The sequence below is a fragment of the Idiomarina sp. MD25a genome, from assembly GCF_001870515.1.
Lineage (GTDB): Bacteria > Pseudomonadota > Gammaproteobacteria > Enterobacterales > Alteromonadaceae > Idiomarina.
This window is the reverse complement of the sequence record NZ_MDGT01000003.1, coordinates 677,729-692,710: the sequence shown is the minus strand read 5'-3', so window position 1 is coordinate 692,710 and position 14,982 is coordinate 677,729. Positions and strand designations below refer to the sequence as shown.

Annotated in this window: 16 protein-coding genes; 4 read left to right on the top strand and 12 right to left on the bottom strand. The window is 49.2% G+C overall.

The genetic code is table 11. From position 1 onward, the window contains the following. Window positions 1-4: 4 nt before the first annotated feature. Together aspS and BFR57_RS07305 are read right to left on the bottom strand one after the other, a co-directional pair. Entirely contained in the window at window positions 5-1,777 is a 1,773-nt protein-coding gene (aspS, locus tag BFR57_RS07310) for an aspartate--tRNA ligase (protein ID WP_071463342.1), read from the bottom strand. Window positions 1,778-1,854: 77 nt separating this feature from the next. After that, the gene (locus BFR57_RS07305) at window positions 1,855-3,279 is read right to left on the bottom strand and encodes a diguanylate cyclase (RefSeq protein WP_071463341.1); all 1,425 of its coding nucleotides are present in this window, start codon (window positions 3,277-3,279) and stop codon (window positions 1,855-1,857) included. A 165-nt stretch (window positions 3,280-3,444) separates the two neighbouring features. On the opposite strand from BFR57_RS07305, the gene cmoA reads away from it, so the two are divergent. From cmoA to BFR57_RS07290, 3 genes are read left to right on the top strand one after another with little or no spacing between them, the layout of a single operon-like run. After that, window positions 3,445-4,182: a carboxy-S-adenosyl-L-methionine synthase CmoA gene (cmoA, locus tag BFR57_RS07300; RefSeq protein ID WP_071463340.1), complete on the top strand. Its 738-nt coding sequence runs from the start codon at window positions 3,445-3,447 to the stop codon at window positions 4,180-4,182. Window positions 4,183-4,185: 3 nt separating this feature from the next. Beyond that, window positions 4,186-5,157 (top strand): tRNA 5-methoxyuridine(34)/uridine 5-oxyacetic acid(34) synthase CmoB, encoded by a 972-nt coding sequence (gene cmoB / locus BFR57_RS07295; RefSeq protein ID WP_071463339.1) that lies wholly within the window; start codon window positions 4,186-4,188, stop codon window positions 5,155-5,157. Window positions 5,158-5,187: 30 nt separating this feature from the next. Next, window positions 5,188-6,114: a LysR family transcriptional regulator gene (locus tag BFR57_RS07290; RefSeq protein WP_071463338.1), complete on the top strand. Its 927-nt coding sequence runs from the start codon at window positions 5,188-5,190 to the stop codon at window positions 6,112-6,114. Window positions 6,115-6,137: 23 nt separating this feature from the next. Here the strand turns inward: BFR57_RS07290 and galU are convergent, their stop codons facing one another. Next, entirely contained in the window at window positions 6,138-7,037 is a 900-nt protein-coding gene (gene galU / locus BFR57_RS07285) for a UTP--glucose-1-phosphate uridylyltransferase GalU (protein ID WP_071463337.1), read from the bottom strand. A 107-nt stretch (window positions 7,038-7,144) separates the two neighbouring features. Here galU and BFR57_RS07280 point away from each other — a divergent pair, with 107 nt between their 5' ends. Continuing rightward, window positions 7,145-7,495, top strand: coding sequence for a DUF6170 family protein (locus BFR57_RS07280; RefSeq protein WP_071463336.1), 351 nt, complete (start codon window positions 7,145-7,147; stop codon window positions 7,493-7,495). On the opposite strand, the gene BFR57_RS07275 is transcribed toward BFR57_RS07280, so the two are convergent. The 9 genes from BFR57_RS07275 to BFR57_RS07235 all read right to left on the bottom strand — a co-directional run bounded on the left by BFR57_RS07275 (window position 7,453) and on the right by BFR57_RS07235 (window position 14,981). Beyond that, on the bottom strand, window positions 7,453-8,466 hold the full coding sequence (locus BFR57_RS07275; protein WP_071463335.1) for a response regulator: 1,014 nt from the start codon (window positions 8,464-8,466) through the stop codon (window positions 7,453-7,455). The genes BFR57_RS07280 and BFR57_RS07275 overlap by 43 nt on opposite strands. Window positions 8,467-8,559: 93 nt before the next feature. Further along, window positions 8,560-9,306, bottom strand: a complete 747-nt coding sequence (locus BFR57_RS07270; RefSeq protein ID WP_071463334.1) for a VacJ family lipoprotein — start codon at window positions 9,304-9,306, stop codon at window positions 8,560-8,562. Further along, on the bottom strand, window positions 9,299-10,522 hold the full coding sequence (gene ccmI / locus BFR57_RS07265) for a c-type cytochrome biogenesis protein CcmI (protein ID WP_071463333.1): 1,224 nt from the start codon (window positions 10,520-10,522) through the stop codon (window positions 9,299-9,301). The genes BFR57_RS07270 and ccmI overlap by 8 nt, the downstream gene beginning before the upstream one ends. Further along, window positions 10,515-10,991 (bottom strand): cytochrome c-type biogenesis protein, encoded by a 477-nt coding sequence (locus tag BFR57_RS07260; protein ID WP_071463332.1) that lies wholly within the window; start codon window positions 10,989-10,991, stop codon window positions 10,515-10,517. Before BFR57_RS07260 ends, ccmI begins: the two co-directional genes overlap by 8 nt. Next, window positions 10,991-11,563, bottom strand: a complete 573-nt coding sequence (locus BFR57_RS07255; RefSeq protein ID WP_071463331.1) for a DsbE family thiol:disulfide interchange protein — start codon at window positions 11,561-11,563, stop codon at window positions 10,991-10,993. The genes BFR57_RS07260 and BFR57_RS07255 overlap by 1 nt, the downstream gene beginning before the upstream one ends. Then, window positions 11,560-13,524: a heme lyase CcmF/NrfE family subunit gene (locus BFR57_RS07250; RefSeq protein WP_071463330.1), complete on the bottom strand. Its 1,965-nt coding sequence runs from the start codon at window positions 13,522-13,524 to the stop codon at window positions 11,560-11,562. Before BFR57_RS07250 ends, BFR57_RS07255 begins: the two co-directional genes overlap by 4 nt. Further along, a complete protein-coding gene (gene ccmE, locus BFR57_RS07245; protein WP_071463329.1) occupies window positions 13,521-14,003 on the bottom strand; it encodes a cytochrome c maturation protein CcmE in 483 nt (160 codons plus the stop codon). Before ccmE ends, BFR57_RS07250 begins: the two co-directional genes overlap by 4 nt. Window positions 14,004-14,007: 4 nt before the next feature. Next, window positions 14,008-14,217, bottom strand: coding sequence for a heme exporter protein CcmD (gene ccmD, locus BFR57_RS07240; protein ID WP_071463328.1), 210 nt, complete (start codon window positions 14,215-14,217; stop codon window positions 14,008-14,010). After that, window positions 14,217-14,981, bottom strand: coding sequence for a heme ABC transporter permease (locus BFR57_RS07235; RefSeq protein WP_071463327.1), 765 nt, complete (start codon window positions 14,979-14,981; stop codon window positions 14,217-14,219). Before BFR57_RS07235 ends, ccmD begins: the two co-directional genes overlap by 1 nt. Window position 14,982 lies beyond the last annotated feature (1 nt).

Here is a 14,982-nt window from a genome sequence, read left to right as displayed (position 1 = left end):
GTTGCTATTCGTCTTTGTCTTCCACCGTACTCTTAACGCCCAGTTCTTGCAATGCATCAGGGTTCGCCAGCCCTGGTGCATCGGTCAATACACACGCGGCGGTGGTGGTTTTTGGGAACGCGATAACGTCACGGATTGAGCTTGCACCGACCATCAACATGACTAGGCGGTCCAAACCAAAGGCTAAACCGGCGTGTGGTGGCGTACCGTATTTTAACGCTTCGAGTAGGAAACCAAATTTTTCTTTGGCTTCTTCTGCACCAATGCCCAGTACTTCGAACGCAGCTTGTTGCATGGCGTTATCGTGAATACGAACTGAACCACCACCCACTTCAACGCCATTAAGTACCATATCGTACGCATTTGACAGCGCTTGTGCTGGATTCGCTTTAAGCTCGTCTGGCGTGACATTAACCGGCGCGGTAAACGGATGGTGCATCGCGGCTAAACGGCCTTCGTCGTCTTCTTCGAACATTGGGAAGTCAACCACCCACAGCGGACGCCATTCGTCGCTAACCAGTTCAAAGGTTTCACCTAACTTAAGGCGTAACGCGCCCATCGCTTCGGCAACCACGTTGGCTTTGTCTGAACCAAAGAACAGGATATCGCCCGTGGCCGCTTCGGTGCGCTCGAGAATTGCGTTAAGTGCTTCATCCGGCAAGAATTTTAGGATGGGCGATTGCAAGCCCTCGCGGCCTTGGCTTAAGTCGTTCACTTTAATCCATGCCAAGCCTTTAGCACCGTAGATACCGACAAACTGTGTATATTCGTCGATCATTTTACGCGATACGTTGTCTGCCTGACCCGGCAAACGAATCACGGCAACACGCCCTTTTTCATCGTTTGCAGGACCTGAGAAGACTTTAAACTCAACGTCTTTAAGTAAATCCGCCACATCGACCAATTCGAGTGGGTTACGCAAGTCGGGCTTGTCCGAACCAAAACGACGCATCGCTTCGTGCCACGTCATGGTTGGGAATTTGCCTAAATCGATATCCAGCAATTGTTGAAACAACTGACGCGTCATAGTCTCGGTGACTTCCATCACCTGTTCTGCACTCATGAACGACGTTTCGATATCAATCTGAGTAAATTCTGGCTGACGATCGGCACGTAAGTCTTCGTCACGGAAGCACTTCACGATTTGATAATAACGGTCAAAGCCGGACATCATCAGTAGTTGTTTAAATAACTGGGGGCTTTGCGGCAACGCAAAGAAACGTCCTTTGTGCGTCCGGCTCGGTACTAGATAGTCACGCGCACCTTCGGGCGTCGCTCGCGTCAGCATTGGTGTTTCAATATCTAAGAAGCCGTTGTCGTCTAAGAAACGACGCACTGCACTCGCCACTTTGGCACGGAACTGAAGATTTTCGTTCATTTGCGGACGGCGCAAATCAAGGTAGCGATAACGCAAGCGCGCTTCTTCGCTCACTTGCGAATTAAAATCGATAGGTAGCGGTTCTGAACGGCTTAAGATAGTCAGGTCTTTGGCAATGATCTCGACTTCGCCGGTTTTCATGTTGGCGTTGACTTGGCTATCTGGGCGACGGTTTACTTTACCACGGATTTGTACGCAGAACTCTTGGCGCAGACGGTTCGCCTGCTCAAACAAGGCGTTTTCGTCGGGGTCAAAAACCACTTGAACCAAGCCTTCGCGGTCACGCAGATCGATAAAGATCAAACCACCTAAATCGCGACGTTTGTTGACCCAACCACATAAAGTCACTTCTTGTTCGGCTAGTTCGGCAGTTACCTGCCCACAGTAATGCGTTCGCATGCGCCTTTCACACCTTTTATTCTGCTGAATGATTTAAAGCGCATATTATAGCGAAATGGGCGCCAATGTCATCCGAGTTAAGGCGCGGCTAACCTGACATCGTTCTTGCCAGCATCTTTTGCCGCGTACATGGCTTTGTCCGCGGCCCGAAGTAAGGCATTTTCATCACTACCGTGCTGTGGAAATAAGCTCACACCGATACTGGTACTGACTTCGAGCATGTGCGTACCAATCTGATACGGTCGCGCAATATGAACCACCAATTTACGTGCCACAGCGAGTGCGGCACTGGTGGTCGGTGTTGTGGGTAAAAGTATGACGAATTCATCCCCGCCATAACGACACACGGTATCGGAGCGTCTTAATAGGCTTTGCATGCGTTGTGAGGCGTGAATAAGTAATTCATCGCCGACTTCGTGACCGAACTGGTCGTTAATTTGCTTAAAGCCATCCAGGTCGAGAAACATGACAGCAAACGCTTTATTTGAGCGCTCCGCTTGCAAAATTGCTTGGTCTAAACGGTCCGATAACAATTTACGGTTAGGTAATCCGGTCAGTTCGTCATGCGTTGCCACGTAACGAATGCGTTTCTCGGCGTCTTTGCGAAGCTTAACTTCTCGACGTAAGCGGCTGTTTCTAAAAGCGATGAATAAAAACACCAAGACAACACCTGAGCCGACTTTGAGTGCGATTTGAATCAGCTCTTCGTCGCTCCAACCAGTTTGCAACTCGTAGCCATACCACTTGTTGCGTAACTGGTTTTGTTGGCTCTGAGTGATGTTGTCGATGCCCTTGTTGAGGGTGACGACTAATGGCTGCCAATCACTGCGTACACCAAAGAATAAATCTTGTCCTGGTGCATCATCGAGCACCTCGAGTTGGGCATTAGCGATAGGTTGGTTTTGTAGCTCATAAACTAATATGGGCAGGCTATCGACATACACATTAATTTGATTTTCTTTAAGCGCATTAATGGCGTTATCGATTACCGGATATTCAATAACCTCGGTGCCACGTTGGTTGCGCAGTAACGACACGACACTGTAATCCTCAATAATGCCCAACCGTTGACCGCGAAGATTACCGACACTGACACTGCCACGCGAATCGAGCGCTTCTTTATTCAAGTACAGTACCGCCCACGGCATCGACCAATAGCGCTGAGTAAAGCTGGCATAGCGTGAGCGGTCTTCTGAGTAGGACATACTTGGCAAAATATCGATGGTTCTCTCTTGCAGGGCAACCAAGCACTGGCTCCAAGAACCACAGGACGTCCATTCGAGAGTGACAGGTACGTGCTGTGTAATGAGGCGCAGCATATCGGCGTCAAAGCCGACACCGTCGCCGTTTTCAATGCCAATTAGCGGCATCAGATTATTCGGTACGCCAACACGAACGGTGTCATGCTCGGCTAACCATTCATCGGTATCGAGCACCGCCCCAGAAACGGCGCACATCCAAAACAGTGCGATATATGCTGCTAGGTGTTTTATTGTTGTCATTCTAACCTTGCTTCCTTGCATTAGGGCGAAAACCTAGAGTTAAGTTTAATGTCCGATTGGGATTCATCTTTACAGTTCAGCTTTTATTACCGTTTAATCTGTGCCTGAAGGCGAATTAACGTTAAACTACGCTTATATTTTAGACCGCTTACACAGTTAATTCCTATGAGTCAGCAGGATACAATTTACTCTAAAGCTTTACCTAGCGTCGGCGACTTCCGATTTGACGAGCACGTTGTCGAAGTCTTTCCTGACATGATTAATCGTTCAGTGCCCGGCTACGCTACGATTATACAGACGTTACCACAACTAGCTGAACGTTATAGTCAAAATGATACAAATGTATACGACCTGGGTTGCTCGCTAGGTGCAGCCACGCTTGCGTTGCGCAAAGGTTGTGAGAAACACCGCGGCAATCGCATTATCGCAGTCGATAATTCGCAGCCTATGATCGACCGTGCGCGTTTGCATTTACAAGGCTTTAAAAGCGATATCCCCGTTACTTTTAATTGCCAAGACGTACAACAAACGCCGATCGAAAACGCCTCCATCGTGGTGCTAAATTTTACACTGCAATTTGTGCCAAAAGAAGACAGAGATGCGCTTATTGAGAAAATTTATTCAGGATTAAACCCTGGTGGCGTGCTCTTAATTGCCGAAAAAGTCGCTCACCCCGATCAGCATGTTCACGAAACCCTCGTTGACCTTCATCACGACTTCAAGCGTGCCAACGGCTACAGCGAGTTAGAAATCAGCCAAAAACGCGCGGCTATCGAGAACGTCATGAAGATTGATACCCTCGATACTCACTTTGCTCGTTTTAAACACGCAGGTTTTGCCCATGCGGGTGTCTGGTTACAATGTTTTAACTTTGCCGCGATGCTCGCGGTTAAAGGAGAATGATTCATGGAGATGTTTGCCAAGGATCTCAGTGCGCTTGCTCAAAGCCCTCACCGTCAGTGGTTAACCACCCTACCTCAGCAACTTAATGCGTTTCTACAATCGCCTCATGGCGAGTTTAAAAAGTGGCAGCGCGTGCTTAAACAGCTCCCACAGTTGGCGACGGACCATGTCGCGTTAGGTGATACCATACAGGTTGGCTTGCCCGAACAAGCCAGTGATTCTGACAGAGCCCGTATGAACGGCTTATTAAAGCAGCTGCAACCATGGCGAAAAGGACCTTTCGATTTATTCGGACTATCGATTGACACCGAATGGCGCTCAGATTGGAAGTGGCAGCGGGTACAACCGCATCTAAATAGTTTGAACGCTCAACAAGTTTTAGACGTAGGTTGTGGCAGTGGTTATCACCTATGGCGAATGTTAGAGGCAGGCGCAGCCGACGTTTGGGGGATTGACCCAGGTGAGCTATTTATGACTCAATTTCAAGCAGTTAAGCAAATGATGCCAAGCCAAATTGCTGAGCGTGCGCACTTCTTTCCAGTCGGAATTGAGCATATGCCCTCACTTCAAAGTTTTGATACGGTTTTTAGCATGGGAGTATTGTATCATCGCCGTTCACCACTTGAGTTTTTACAACAACTTAAAAACTTATTAAAACCAGGTGGTCAGTTGATCTTGGAGACCATCGTAGTCGAAGGTGATGAACATACGGTCATGATGCCGGGTGAACGCTATGCTCAAATGCGTAATGTTTGGTTTTTACCCAGCGCCAAAGCACTGTGTGTTTGGCTAGAACGATTAGGTTTTAAACAAACTGAAATTGTTGACCATAACCCCACCTCACTTGACGAACAGCGATCAACTGAATGGATGACCGGTGAATCGCTAAAAGATTTTCTTGATCCAAATGACCCAAAAAAGACTATTGAGGGATACCAAGCACCCATCCGTGCAATCGTTAAAGCGACAATTTAATCGTCAGACAAGAGGTTAGACATTAATCCTATGCCACACTACAGAGCTAAGTCCACTTTGGAACAATGGCGCATTTTACAAGCAGTTGTAGACTGTGGTGGCTATGCACATGCAGCAGAGAAACTTAATAAGAGTCAGTCTTCGTTAAACCATGCAGTTTCTAAGCTTCAGCAGGTGTTAGGCGTACAGCTTTTAGAAATAAAGGGGCGTAAGGCCGAGTTAACGCATGTGGGTGAAGTCATGCTGCGACGCTCTCGACAACTGACTCAAACCGTATACGAACTTGAGCAATTGGCTTGCAACATGGAACAAGGCTGGGAGCCAGAAATCAAACTCGCACTCGAGATGGTGTTTGACCGCAACGACTTAATCCCAGCGTTAAAAGATTTTCAAGAACATGGTCGCGGTTCTCGACTCACAATCGAAGACACTGTATTGACAGGTACGCTTGAGCACATACGCAACCAGAGTGCAGACTTAGTCATCACGCATCAGTTGCCCAAAGGCTACCTCGGTGAGCCCATTCATGACTACTATATGGATTTAGTCTGCCACCCTGATCACCCACTCGCACAGCAAGACTCGCCGATTTCTCAAGATGAACTCGCTCAACACTTGCAAATCGTTATTCGCGATACTGCAATGCAGCCAGCTGAAGAAGGAGGTTGGCTGAAAGCGGAGCAGCGTTGGACCGTGAGTCATTTTGATGAAGCCCTTCGCTTAGTACGCTCAGGATTAGGTTTTTGTTGGCTCCCCCCTTATATCGCTAAACGGGCCATGCAAAAGGGTTCATTGCGTAAACTAGAGCTGAAAGGCAGCACCTGTCGGAAAGGGTCGCTGTACTTGGTATTACCCAAGGGGGATAAAACAGGTCCTTGTTCACGCTTACTGGCAGATTTGGTATTGCGTCATGCCCCAAAGCGCCAAGAGGATGATATGGAAGCCAGCGCCGGTTAGCGCTGGCCGTTGAGCAGCGTGGCTTAAGCTTGCAGCTGCTTGATGTACTTTTTCATATCATCCGCAAGCGCTGGATGACGTAGGGCGTGCTCAATAAATGCTTGAGCATAGCCCAGTTTATTACCGCAATCATGGCTCTTACCTTTCATGTAATAGGCGTTCACCGGTGATTGCTCAAGCAACATCGCCATGGCATCGGTAAGCTGAATCTCATTGCCCGCACCGACTGGCGTTTTTGCTAATAAGTCCCACAAACTCTCAGGGAATACATAGCGGCCAACGACCGCTAAATCTGAAGGCGCTTTATCGACCTCTGGCTTCTCAACTAATTGCTTTATCGGCGCTTGTTCACCTTCAGCAAGGTCGACACCGTTGATATCAGCGATACCATAACTACTGACCTGCTCGTGGGGCACTTTTTCAACCATAACCTGAGCCGCACCGGATTCTTTAAAGTTACGCACCATTTCCGCCATATTGTCTTGGCGGAGGTCACAGCTGGCAGAGTCAACCAATACGTCTGGCAATACCACAGCAAAGGGTTCATCACCAACCAACGGACGCGCGCACAAGACTGCGTGACCCAAGCCTTTCGCCTCACCTTGACGTACGTGCATGATGGTTGTGCCTTTAGGGCAAATGGCTTGAACTTCCTCAAGTAGTTGACGTTTTACACGGCGTTCAAGCGTGGTTTCGAGCTCAAAGCTGGTATCAAAATGGTTCTCGATGGAATTCTTACTTGAGTGAGTCACTAAGATCACATCGGTTAAGCCCGCTGCAGCACACTCTTCGACGATGTATTGGATTAATGGCCGATCGACAAGTGGCAGCATTTCCTTTGGAATCGCCTTAGTGGCTGGTAGCATCCGTGTGCCTAAGCCGGCAACTGGGATGACAACTTTTTTAACCCGCTTGGTGCTCATGAATTCTTCCTTTTTCGAACATTTTTTCATAGGGGCACGTTTATACCCTGCCGAGCTGTTATAATGCAAATCCAATTTGTTAATAACAACGGTTTAGGTAAGATGCCATGGGATTTTATTTAACCTCGCGACAGGTTCCACAGCTTAAATCATATCCGTTTACAGAAAGAGCGCTCATCTTAACAATGGCGCAACAAGCGATGCCGGTGCCGCGTCGTATGATTTGTAATCTCGCTAAATTAGTCCCTATTTGCATCATCTTTTTTGCAATCGTGGACCTACCCGGTTGGTGGAAGGCCGTTGGCCTACTGGCTGCGGGTATTGGCTATCCATTGTTTACTCAACCTATCACGCTCAATATGTCGTTGCCTTATATTGACAAGGCTGTGCGTCAATTTGAAGCACAGCACGCGGATCAATTAGAAGATGACGACGAGGACGACGACGATAGAGCCTGACGTTCAATACTGAGGATGGCTTCGGGTAACTGGCAATGCACGCGTTTAACGTTGGAGTGAATATAACTGTGAAAACTGGCATGGCGCCAAATACCCAAGGCCAGATCAGGCTTCGCTTGTGGCTGCATGCGAATGCGATCGCCTACTTGCGTCCAACGAAATGTATGTTGTTCGGTATCTAGAATAGCAAACACCCCATCAAATGCCGTGCGCACCCGCGAGTGACACAGCTCAAAATTGATGTGTTGCACGAGATCGCGCGGATCGAGCACGGTATCATCACTGCCGGCCAAGTGTTGGCGTATCAGTGGGTCGATTAAGGTCTTCAAAACCAGTAATGGGATTAAGTTCTGATCCGTCTGACTATGCGCGGTGGCCATTACTACTAGCACGCGGCCTTCAGATAACGGTCGATAGTCTATCCAAATATTAGACTCTGCACTTTCGGCTACCTGGTTCTCGATATGATACTCACCCACTTCAAGCGCTTGTTGCGGCAATAGATTACTCGCTAAGCGCTCAACGATTTGAGCATCTTTGTAAAGCTGGTTAATGTGACTATCGAGTTCCCATATATCGCTGACATAGGTTTCTTCTAAACGATGTCGTTGTAAACAATGCTCTATCGCTTGGGTGATAGTACTCAAGCTATCGAGAGGCTTGACGAGGTAATCCCATGCCCCCAAACGAACTGCTTCGCGGATATCGGCCATATCGGAACTTGCGGAAATAACAATGACGGGCAAATGAGGCGCGATACTCAACAGGCGTTCGATGACTTCGAGGCCATTAATATCGGGCAACATGAGGTCGCATAATACAATATCAGGCGCACTTTGTTGGCACAGCGACAACGCCTGTTCACCATATTCCACACAATGGACTGCATAATTCTGCTGGATGAGAAACTGCTCAACCACTGACTGAAACACGCGATCATCTTCAATCAGCAAGACTTGTTTTTGACCCATTCAGGCACACCTATCCTCGGACGATTACTCTAAGCATCGTCCAAGGCAGGTCTGTCGTCAATACAAGCTTTTCGATATATCCGACGGGTCGACTTACTGATCTTCCGAAAAGTCGATTTCTTCGGCATCACCCTCAACTTCAGGGGGCGGGTTGCCATCGTAAACTTCGTAACGCCAGTTTTGGTAGTAGGCTTCTTTTACGAACGTGTAAGGGTCGAGCGAATTTTCTAGGACCTGCTCTTGCTCACGTAACCGAAGGCGTAAGGATAAGCCTTTCACGGTATAACGCGGGATATCCCAGTCATCGCTGATTTCAGTGTAGGGGAAGTAATTACCATCGACCCAGTCGGTACCCCGGTCGATAACAACCGTTGGCCCTAACACCGGTAACATTAAGAATGGACCGTTGGGTACACCCCATACTGCGAGTGTCTGACCTAGGCTCTCTTCGCGCTTAGTCAGCCCCATTTCTGTTGCAGGGTCGAGTAGACCCAACAACCCAATGGTGCTGTTGAAAAAGAAGCGTCCTGCAGTTACGCCGGCGTCCTTAAACTGACCTTGCAGCACGTTGTTGACGAATGACCAAGGCTCTTGCAAGTTTTCTAACGCACGGTAAAGCGAGTTACGCACCGGTTCAGGCACGTTTTCGTATACCTCAGCGGCCGGTTTAATGACCGCTTTGTCTAGCTCGCGGTTAAAGTCCCATACAGCCCGGTTTGTATCTTCAAAGGGGTCACGGGGGTCTGCATAAGGGTCATCCGGTTGAGATGAACACGCACCCAATACCAGCGTACTGGCAAGTAAAGCCCATTTAGGTGCGGTTTTAAGCCAATTAGTCATTCGCTACTTCCGTTACTTTTTGATTAAGAGTCAGCGCTACTTCTGCAGAACGCTGTGCATTTATAGTCACCGATTCGGCAAAGAGATCACCCGCCTGACGGTCAATTTTATCATCCTGCGATACCATCGCTTTAACCTGCCATTGATCAAGCCCACTTAAACGGTAATCGGCTAACATCGAATCGGCATCGGTCAACGTCACGGTAACGGGCCAGTCATTAACAGGCATACGTTTAACGGCAGCCGGCATCGGAGGCCCTTGCGTCGCAGTGACATAGATAAAGAGTGTACCTTGCTCAGGCAACTGCGCACGCATTTCCTCGCCTAAGGATACCGTTACAGTCACACTGCGATCCGCCGCTTGCATCTTTTGCTCGGCATCGGCAATCGCTTGTTTCACCGCGTTACTGCGCTGAGACGCCTTGTCTAATAACGGCAGTAGCTGTTGCCATGCGGCAATAGCTTGCTGCCAGTCGCCTCGCTCATAGGCAACAAAGCCCGTTAGCGACAATGCCTCGACGTGCGTAGGTTGCTGTTGCAGTACACGGGCAAGCATGCCTGCCGCCTTACGCAGGTGCTCTTCTGTCGGAGACGACATCAAAAAGCGTGCATAGCTAATTAATGTGCCGGTACGATTCGGGGCCAGTGCTAAGGACTTCTCAAATGCTTGCTGAGCTTGATCAAACTGACGCAAATCAGACATGATACCGGCATACAACCACCATGCCATGGGGTCATCGGGTTTTGCCGCAAGCTTTTGGCGCATACCTAAGGCAAAGGTTTGCATCGATTCGACATCCGCTTGTTGTTGTTCCTGCAATAAACGCTGACCCAGTTCGGGTAGCTGCGCAAGCGCATCATCGGCTTGTTTCTGCAATGACCAACTGCCAAACACGGCGTAAAAGCCTACTGCTACGGCCAAAATAATCGCAATCGGAATAAATGGGTTGGCACGCTTCCAACTGACTTCACCCTCGATATCACGACTGTCGCTAATAAAGGTTTTATCGAGTTCCAGTTTAGCCTCATCATAGGCTTCTTGCGATATACGTTGCTGTTGTTTGTCCTGCTCGAGTTCCGCGAGACGTTCTTCATACCAGTCACGATTCTCGCTCTCACGATCGACACTTTGCCGCCGTTGCCGCAGGCCCGCGAGTAGCAAAATGATCACCGCAATGATCAGTAATACGGCCATCGCCAAATACAACTTAATCATGGTCCGGCTTCCTTAACTGTTTGAGTCGCTCTTGCTCTTCTTCTGACAGCGCTAATGGCTGTTTGCGCTTACGTGACATCGCCCATGCGACTCCCACGCCAACCACAATAATCAGCAACGGTCCCCACCATAAAATACTGGTGTACCAATTAAAGGGGGGCCGATAATGCACAAAGTTACCGTAGCGAGCGACCATATAGTCGATAATTTGTTTGCGACTCTTACCTTCCATCACCATGGTATAAGTTCGGTCGCGCATGTCTGCCGAGAGTGGCGCATTGGAATCAGCAATGTTTTGATTCTGACACTTCGGGCAACGTAATTCCTGAATGAGTGTTTGGTAAAGTTCACGCTGGGCTTCCGTTTCAAATGCATGTTCGCGAATTGATGCTTGTCCAACGGCATACAAACTAAACAAGGTTGCTACCAGCGCCAGCGCGCTGATAACAGTGCTGGTTAAGGTACGCATTATTGCTTCGCCTCCTTCACCATTTGTTGGTAAATACCCTTGAGTTGGTTCTCCCAGTTACGCGGATTCACATCACCCACATGGCGATAACGGACTCGGCCCTCGGCATCAATGAAATAAGTTTCTGGCGCACCATATACACCAAATTCAAAGGCAACTTTACCCTCTGGGTCATATAGGTTGACCGTGTAAGGGTCACCTAGGGTATTCAACCAATCCATGGCTTTACCACGCGAATCGTCTTTATAGTTTAATCCAACAATAGGAATACCTTGCGCCGCGAGTTCATTTAGAAATTCATGCTCAGCACGGCAAGTCGGACACCACGTCGCCCAAACATTAAATAATAAGGGTCCTTTTTTCAGCACCTGCTCGCTGTGTTGCTGGGTCGGATCAAACAGATCCTGCGCGGTAAATTCGGGCACTGGTTTATCGATTAGCACTGATTCTAAGTGTGTTGGATCTTTACCCAGCCCTTTCAGGAGGAAAACCACCAACACGATGAAAAGCACCAGCGGAACGAACAGTACTATCCACTTTTTATTTGAACCTTGAGTCTCCTGTGCACTCATGCTTGGGCTCCTTGTTTACGCTTGCGGTACCGCTTGTCGGCCATCGCAATTAAACCACCTACGGCCATAATCAAGGCACCGAGCCAAATCCAGCGAACAAAGGGTTTGGTATAAAAACGCACAGCCCATTTAGTTTGGTTGCCTTGCCCCTGCTCGAGCGGCTCACCCATGGCGACATACAGATCGCGTAATAAGCCAGAGTCTAAACCGACTTCGGTCATGCTCATCCGTTGCACGCGATAGAAGCGTTTTTCGCTGACCACCTCAGTAACGTACTCACCTTCTTCACTAACCGTAAAGACACCATGGTCTGAGTCATAATTAGGTCCCTCTTTATGGGTGAGGTGTTCAAAGGTTAGGTCGTATTGACCCACATTCACGGTTTGACCGGGCTCAATCGAGATATCACGCTCGGTTTCGTAGTGCGATACAAGTGCAACGCCTACTAGCGTTACAGCAAAACCGATATGACCGAGTACCATGCCCCACTGACTGGCCGGTATCCGACGTAAGGCGCTGACATCGCCACCGCGCTGTTGCACGCTTTGCAACACATCGGTGATGGTTGCCAATGCCACCCACAGTGCCAAGAATAGCCCTAAAACAGCCCATAAGTGCATTTCGTCGGCCCATATTTTTGGCAGTACGAAAGCAAGAATGGCGGCCAATGCAAGGCATAGTAGTAGTGGCTTTAACAGCGGCGCGAGCGGTTGTCTACGCCAACGCATCCAAGGGCCAACACCGAGCATGAGTGCAAAAGGCACAATCAAATAACTGTACAGCTCGTTAAAGAAAGGTTCACCAATCGAAATCGAACCTAAGCCTAACTGTTTGTAGACTAGCGGTAATAAAGTCCCCAACAACACCACCATCATGGCGGCCATCAGTAACACGTTATTCGCCAGCAAAAAGACCTCGCGCGAGGCCGCCTCATAACGGCTATACCCTTGCATTTGTGAGGCTCGCCAACCGTACAGAGCCAATGAACCACCGATGACGATAGCCAATAATACGAGAATAAACAGACCTCGAGTCGGATCGGAAGCAAAGGCATGCACTGACACCAATACGCCCGAACGGACCAAGAAGGTACCGAGCAAACTTAAGCTAAAGGCTGCGATTGCCAACAGCACGGTCCAGGATTTAAAACTGCCACGCTTTTCGGTGACCGCTAACGAGTGGATAAGGGCTGTACCCACGAGCCACGGCATAAAACTGGCGTTTTCGACGGGGTCCCAGAACCACCAACCGCCCCAACCGAGCTCATAGTATGCCCACCAACTACCGAGCGCGATGCCGACAGTCAGGAACATCCATGCCGCCAATGTCCAGGGACGTGACCAACGTGCCCATGCCGCATCGAGTTTGCCCGACATCAGCGCAGCGATAGCGAACGCAAAGGCAACAGAAAAACCCACATAGCCCATATATAGCAACGGCGGGTGAATGATCATGCCGGGATCTTGCAGTAATGGGTTTAAATCATTGCCATCGACCGGAATAATCGGCAAGTTGCGATCAAACGGGTTCGATACTGTCATCATAAACAGATAGAAACCAATACTGATCAGACCCAGAATGCCGAGTACGCGCGCCACCATCGGCAGTGGCATAGAGCGAGAAAACAGTGCAACAGCGGCGATCCAGCCCGCTTGCATCAGCATCCACAGCAAGAAAGAACCTTCGTGCGAGCCCCACACCGCGGTAATACGGTAAAACCAGGGCAACTGCGTATTCGAGTTAGCGGCTACATAAGCAATACTAAAGTCATTTTGGACGAAAGCGGCGACCAACAACGCGAAGGCAATTGCGGTGAAAATAAACTGCCCTATCGCGAGCGGGCGCGACAGACTCATCATGCCCCCGTGGCCGCGTTGTGCACCAATCAGTGCATAGCCCGCCAACAGCGCTGAGAATGCCAGCGCAATCGCAATACTTAAATGACCAAGCTCAGCAATCATGGTGTCTCCCCTTGCTCAGCTGGTTGGTTTGGGTTGACATGCTTAATGCCTTTCATTTTTTCGGCGAGTTCGGGTGGCATGTATTCCTCGTCATGTTTTGCCAACACTTCGCTCGCTTTCAGCGTACGTGGGGCAATCAGTTCGCCTTGCGCGACAATACCCTGCCCTTCGCGGAATAAGTCGGGCAAAATACCTTGATATAAAATAGTCACTTCAGGTCCGGTATCGGTGACTTTAAAGCTGACTTCCAGCGTCTCTGGATCGCGATCCACAGATCCCTCTACCACCATGCCGCCAATGCGCATACGTTGACCGACTTGTGGTGGCTGTTTGCCTTCCTCAACTTGTTCAAAATCACTCGGCGTGTAGAACAAGTTAATGCTGTAGCTCATGGCATACAACATGAGACCAATGGCAATACTAACGCCAACAACTAATACAAGTACCCAGGTTAACCGTTTTTTACGACGCGGGTTCATACCTCTACTCCTCAGCGCTTGCTTGCTGCGTGCGACGCGCAAGCCGCTGTTTACGACGTTGAACTTTTAAGCTTTCCTTCTGCAAACGTCGCCGCTGCACACTGGTTTCTAAGGCAACACCTGCAATCACTAAAAAAGTCAGAAAGAAAGACGACCACACATACAGTCCGTAGCCACCCATATGAACAAATTCACTAAAACTATCAAATGCCATTAGCGAGTCTCCTCAGCTGATTCGCGACTATCGAGCGCGAGCTCTGCCTGCGCCCACGGGCGATTGAGTTCGTGCTTAAGCAACTGATTTTTGTAACGCATCAGCACTAAAGTCGCGGTCAACAGCATAAAGCCTAACAAGCTGATAAGTAGCGGCCACAGCATGCTCGTGGCAATGGAGGGACGCTCAAATTTAGTAATGGTGGCGCCTTGATGTAGCGTGTTCCACCATTCTACCGAATAATGAATAATGGGTAAGTTCACGACCCCTACAATCGCCAGAATCGATGCGGCTTTGGCGCCGGTACGCGCATCATCAAATGCAGCGTAAAGAGCCATTACGCCAATGTATAAAAACAATAAAATAAGTTCTGACGTGAGCCGTGCATCCCATACCCACCACGTGCCCCACATGGGTTTACCCCAAATGGCACCCGTAAATAATGCAATAGCGGTCATGGCGGCGCCTACGGGCGCAATCGCGGGTAATGCCCACTCCGCTGTTTTAATCTGCCAGATTAGAGCGATAGCGCCACAGATTGCCATGCCAAAATAGGCACCCATGGAGAAAATAGCCGCAGGAACGTGAATGTAGATAATGCGATAGCTATCGCCTTGCTGATAGTCGGCCGGCGCAAACGCCAAGCCCCAAACCATGCCCACCAATAGGCTAATAAGTGTCAAGCCCGCGAACCATGGTAATAACTTATCCACTAAGCGATACGTCGCTTCAGGCTTTGCATAAGGGTGTAACCAACGCCACATA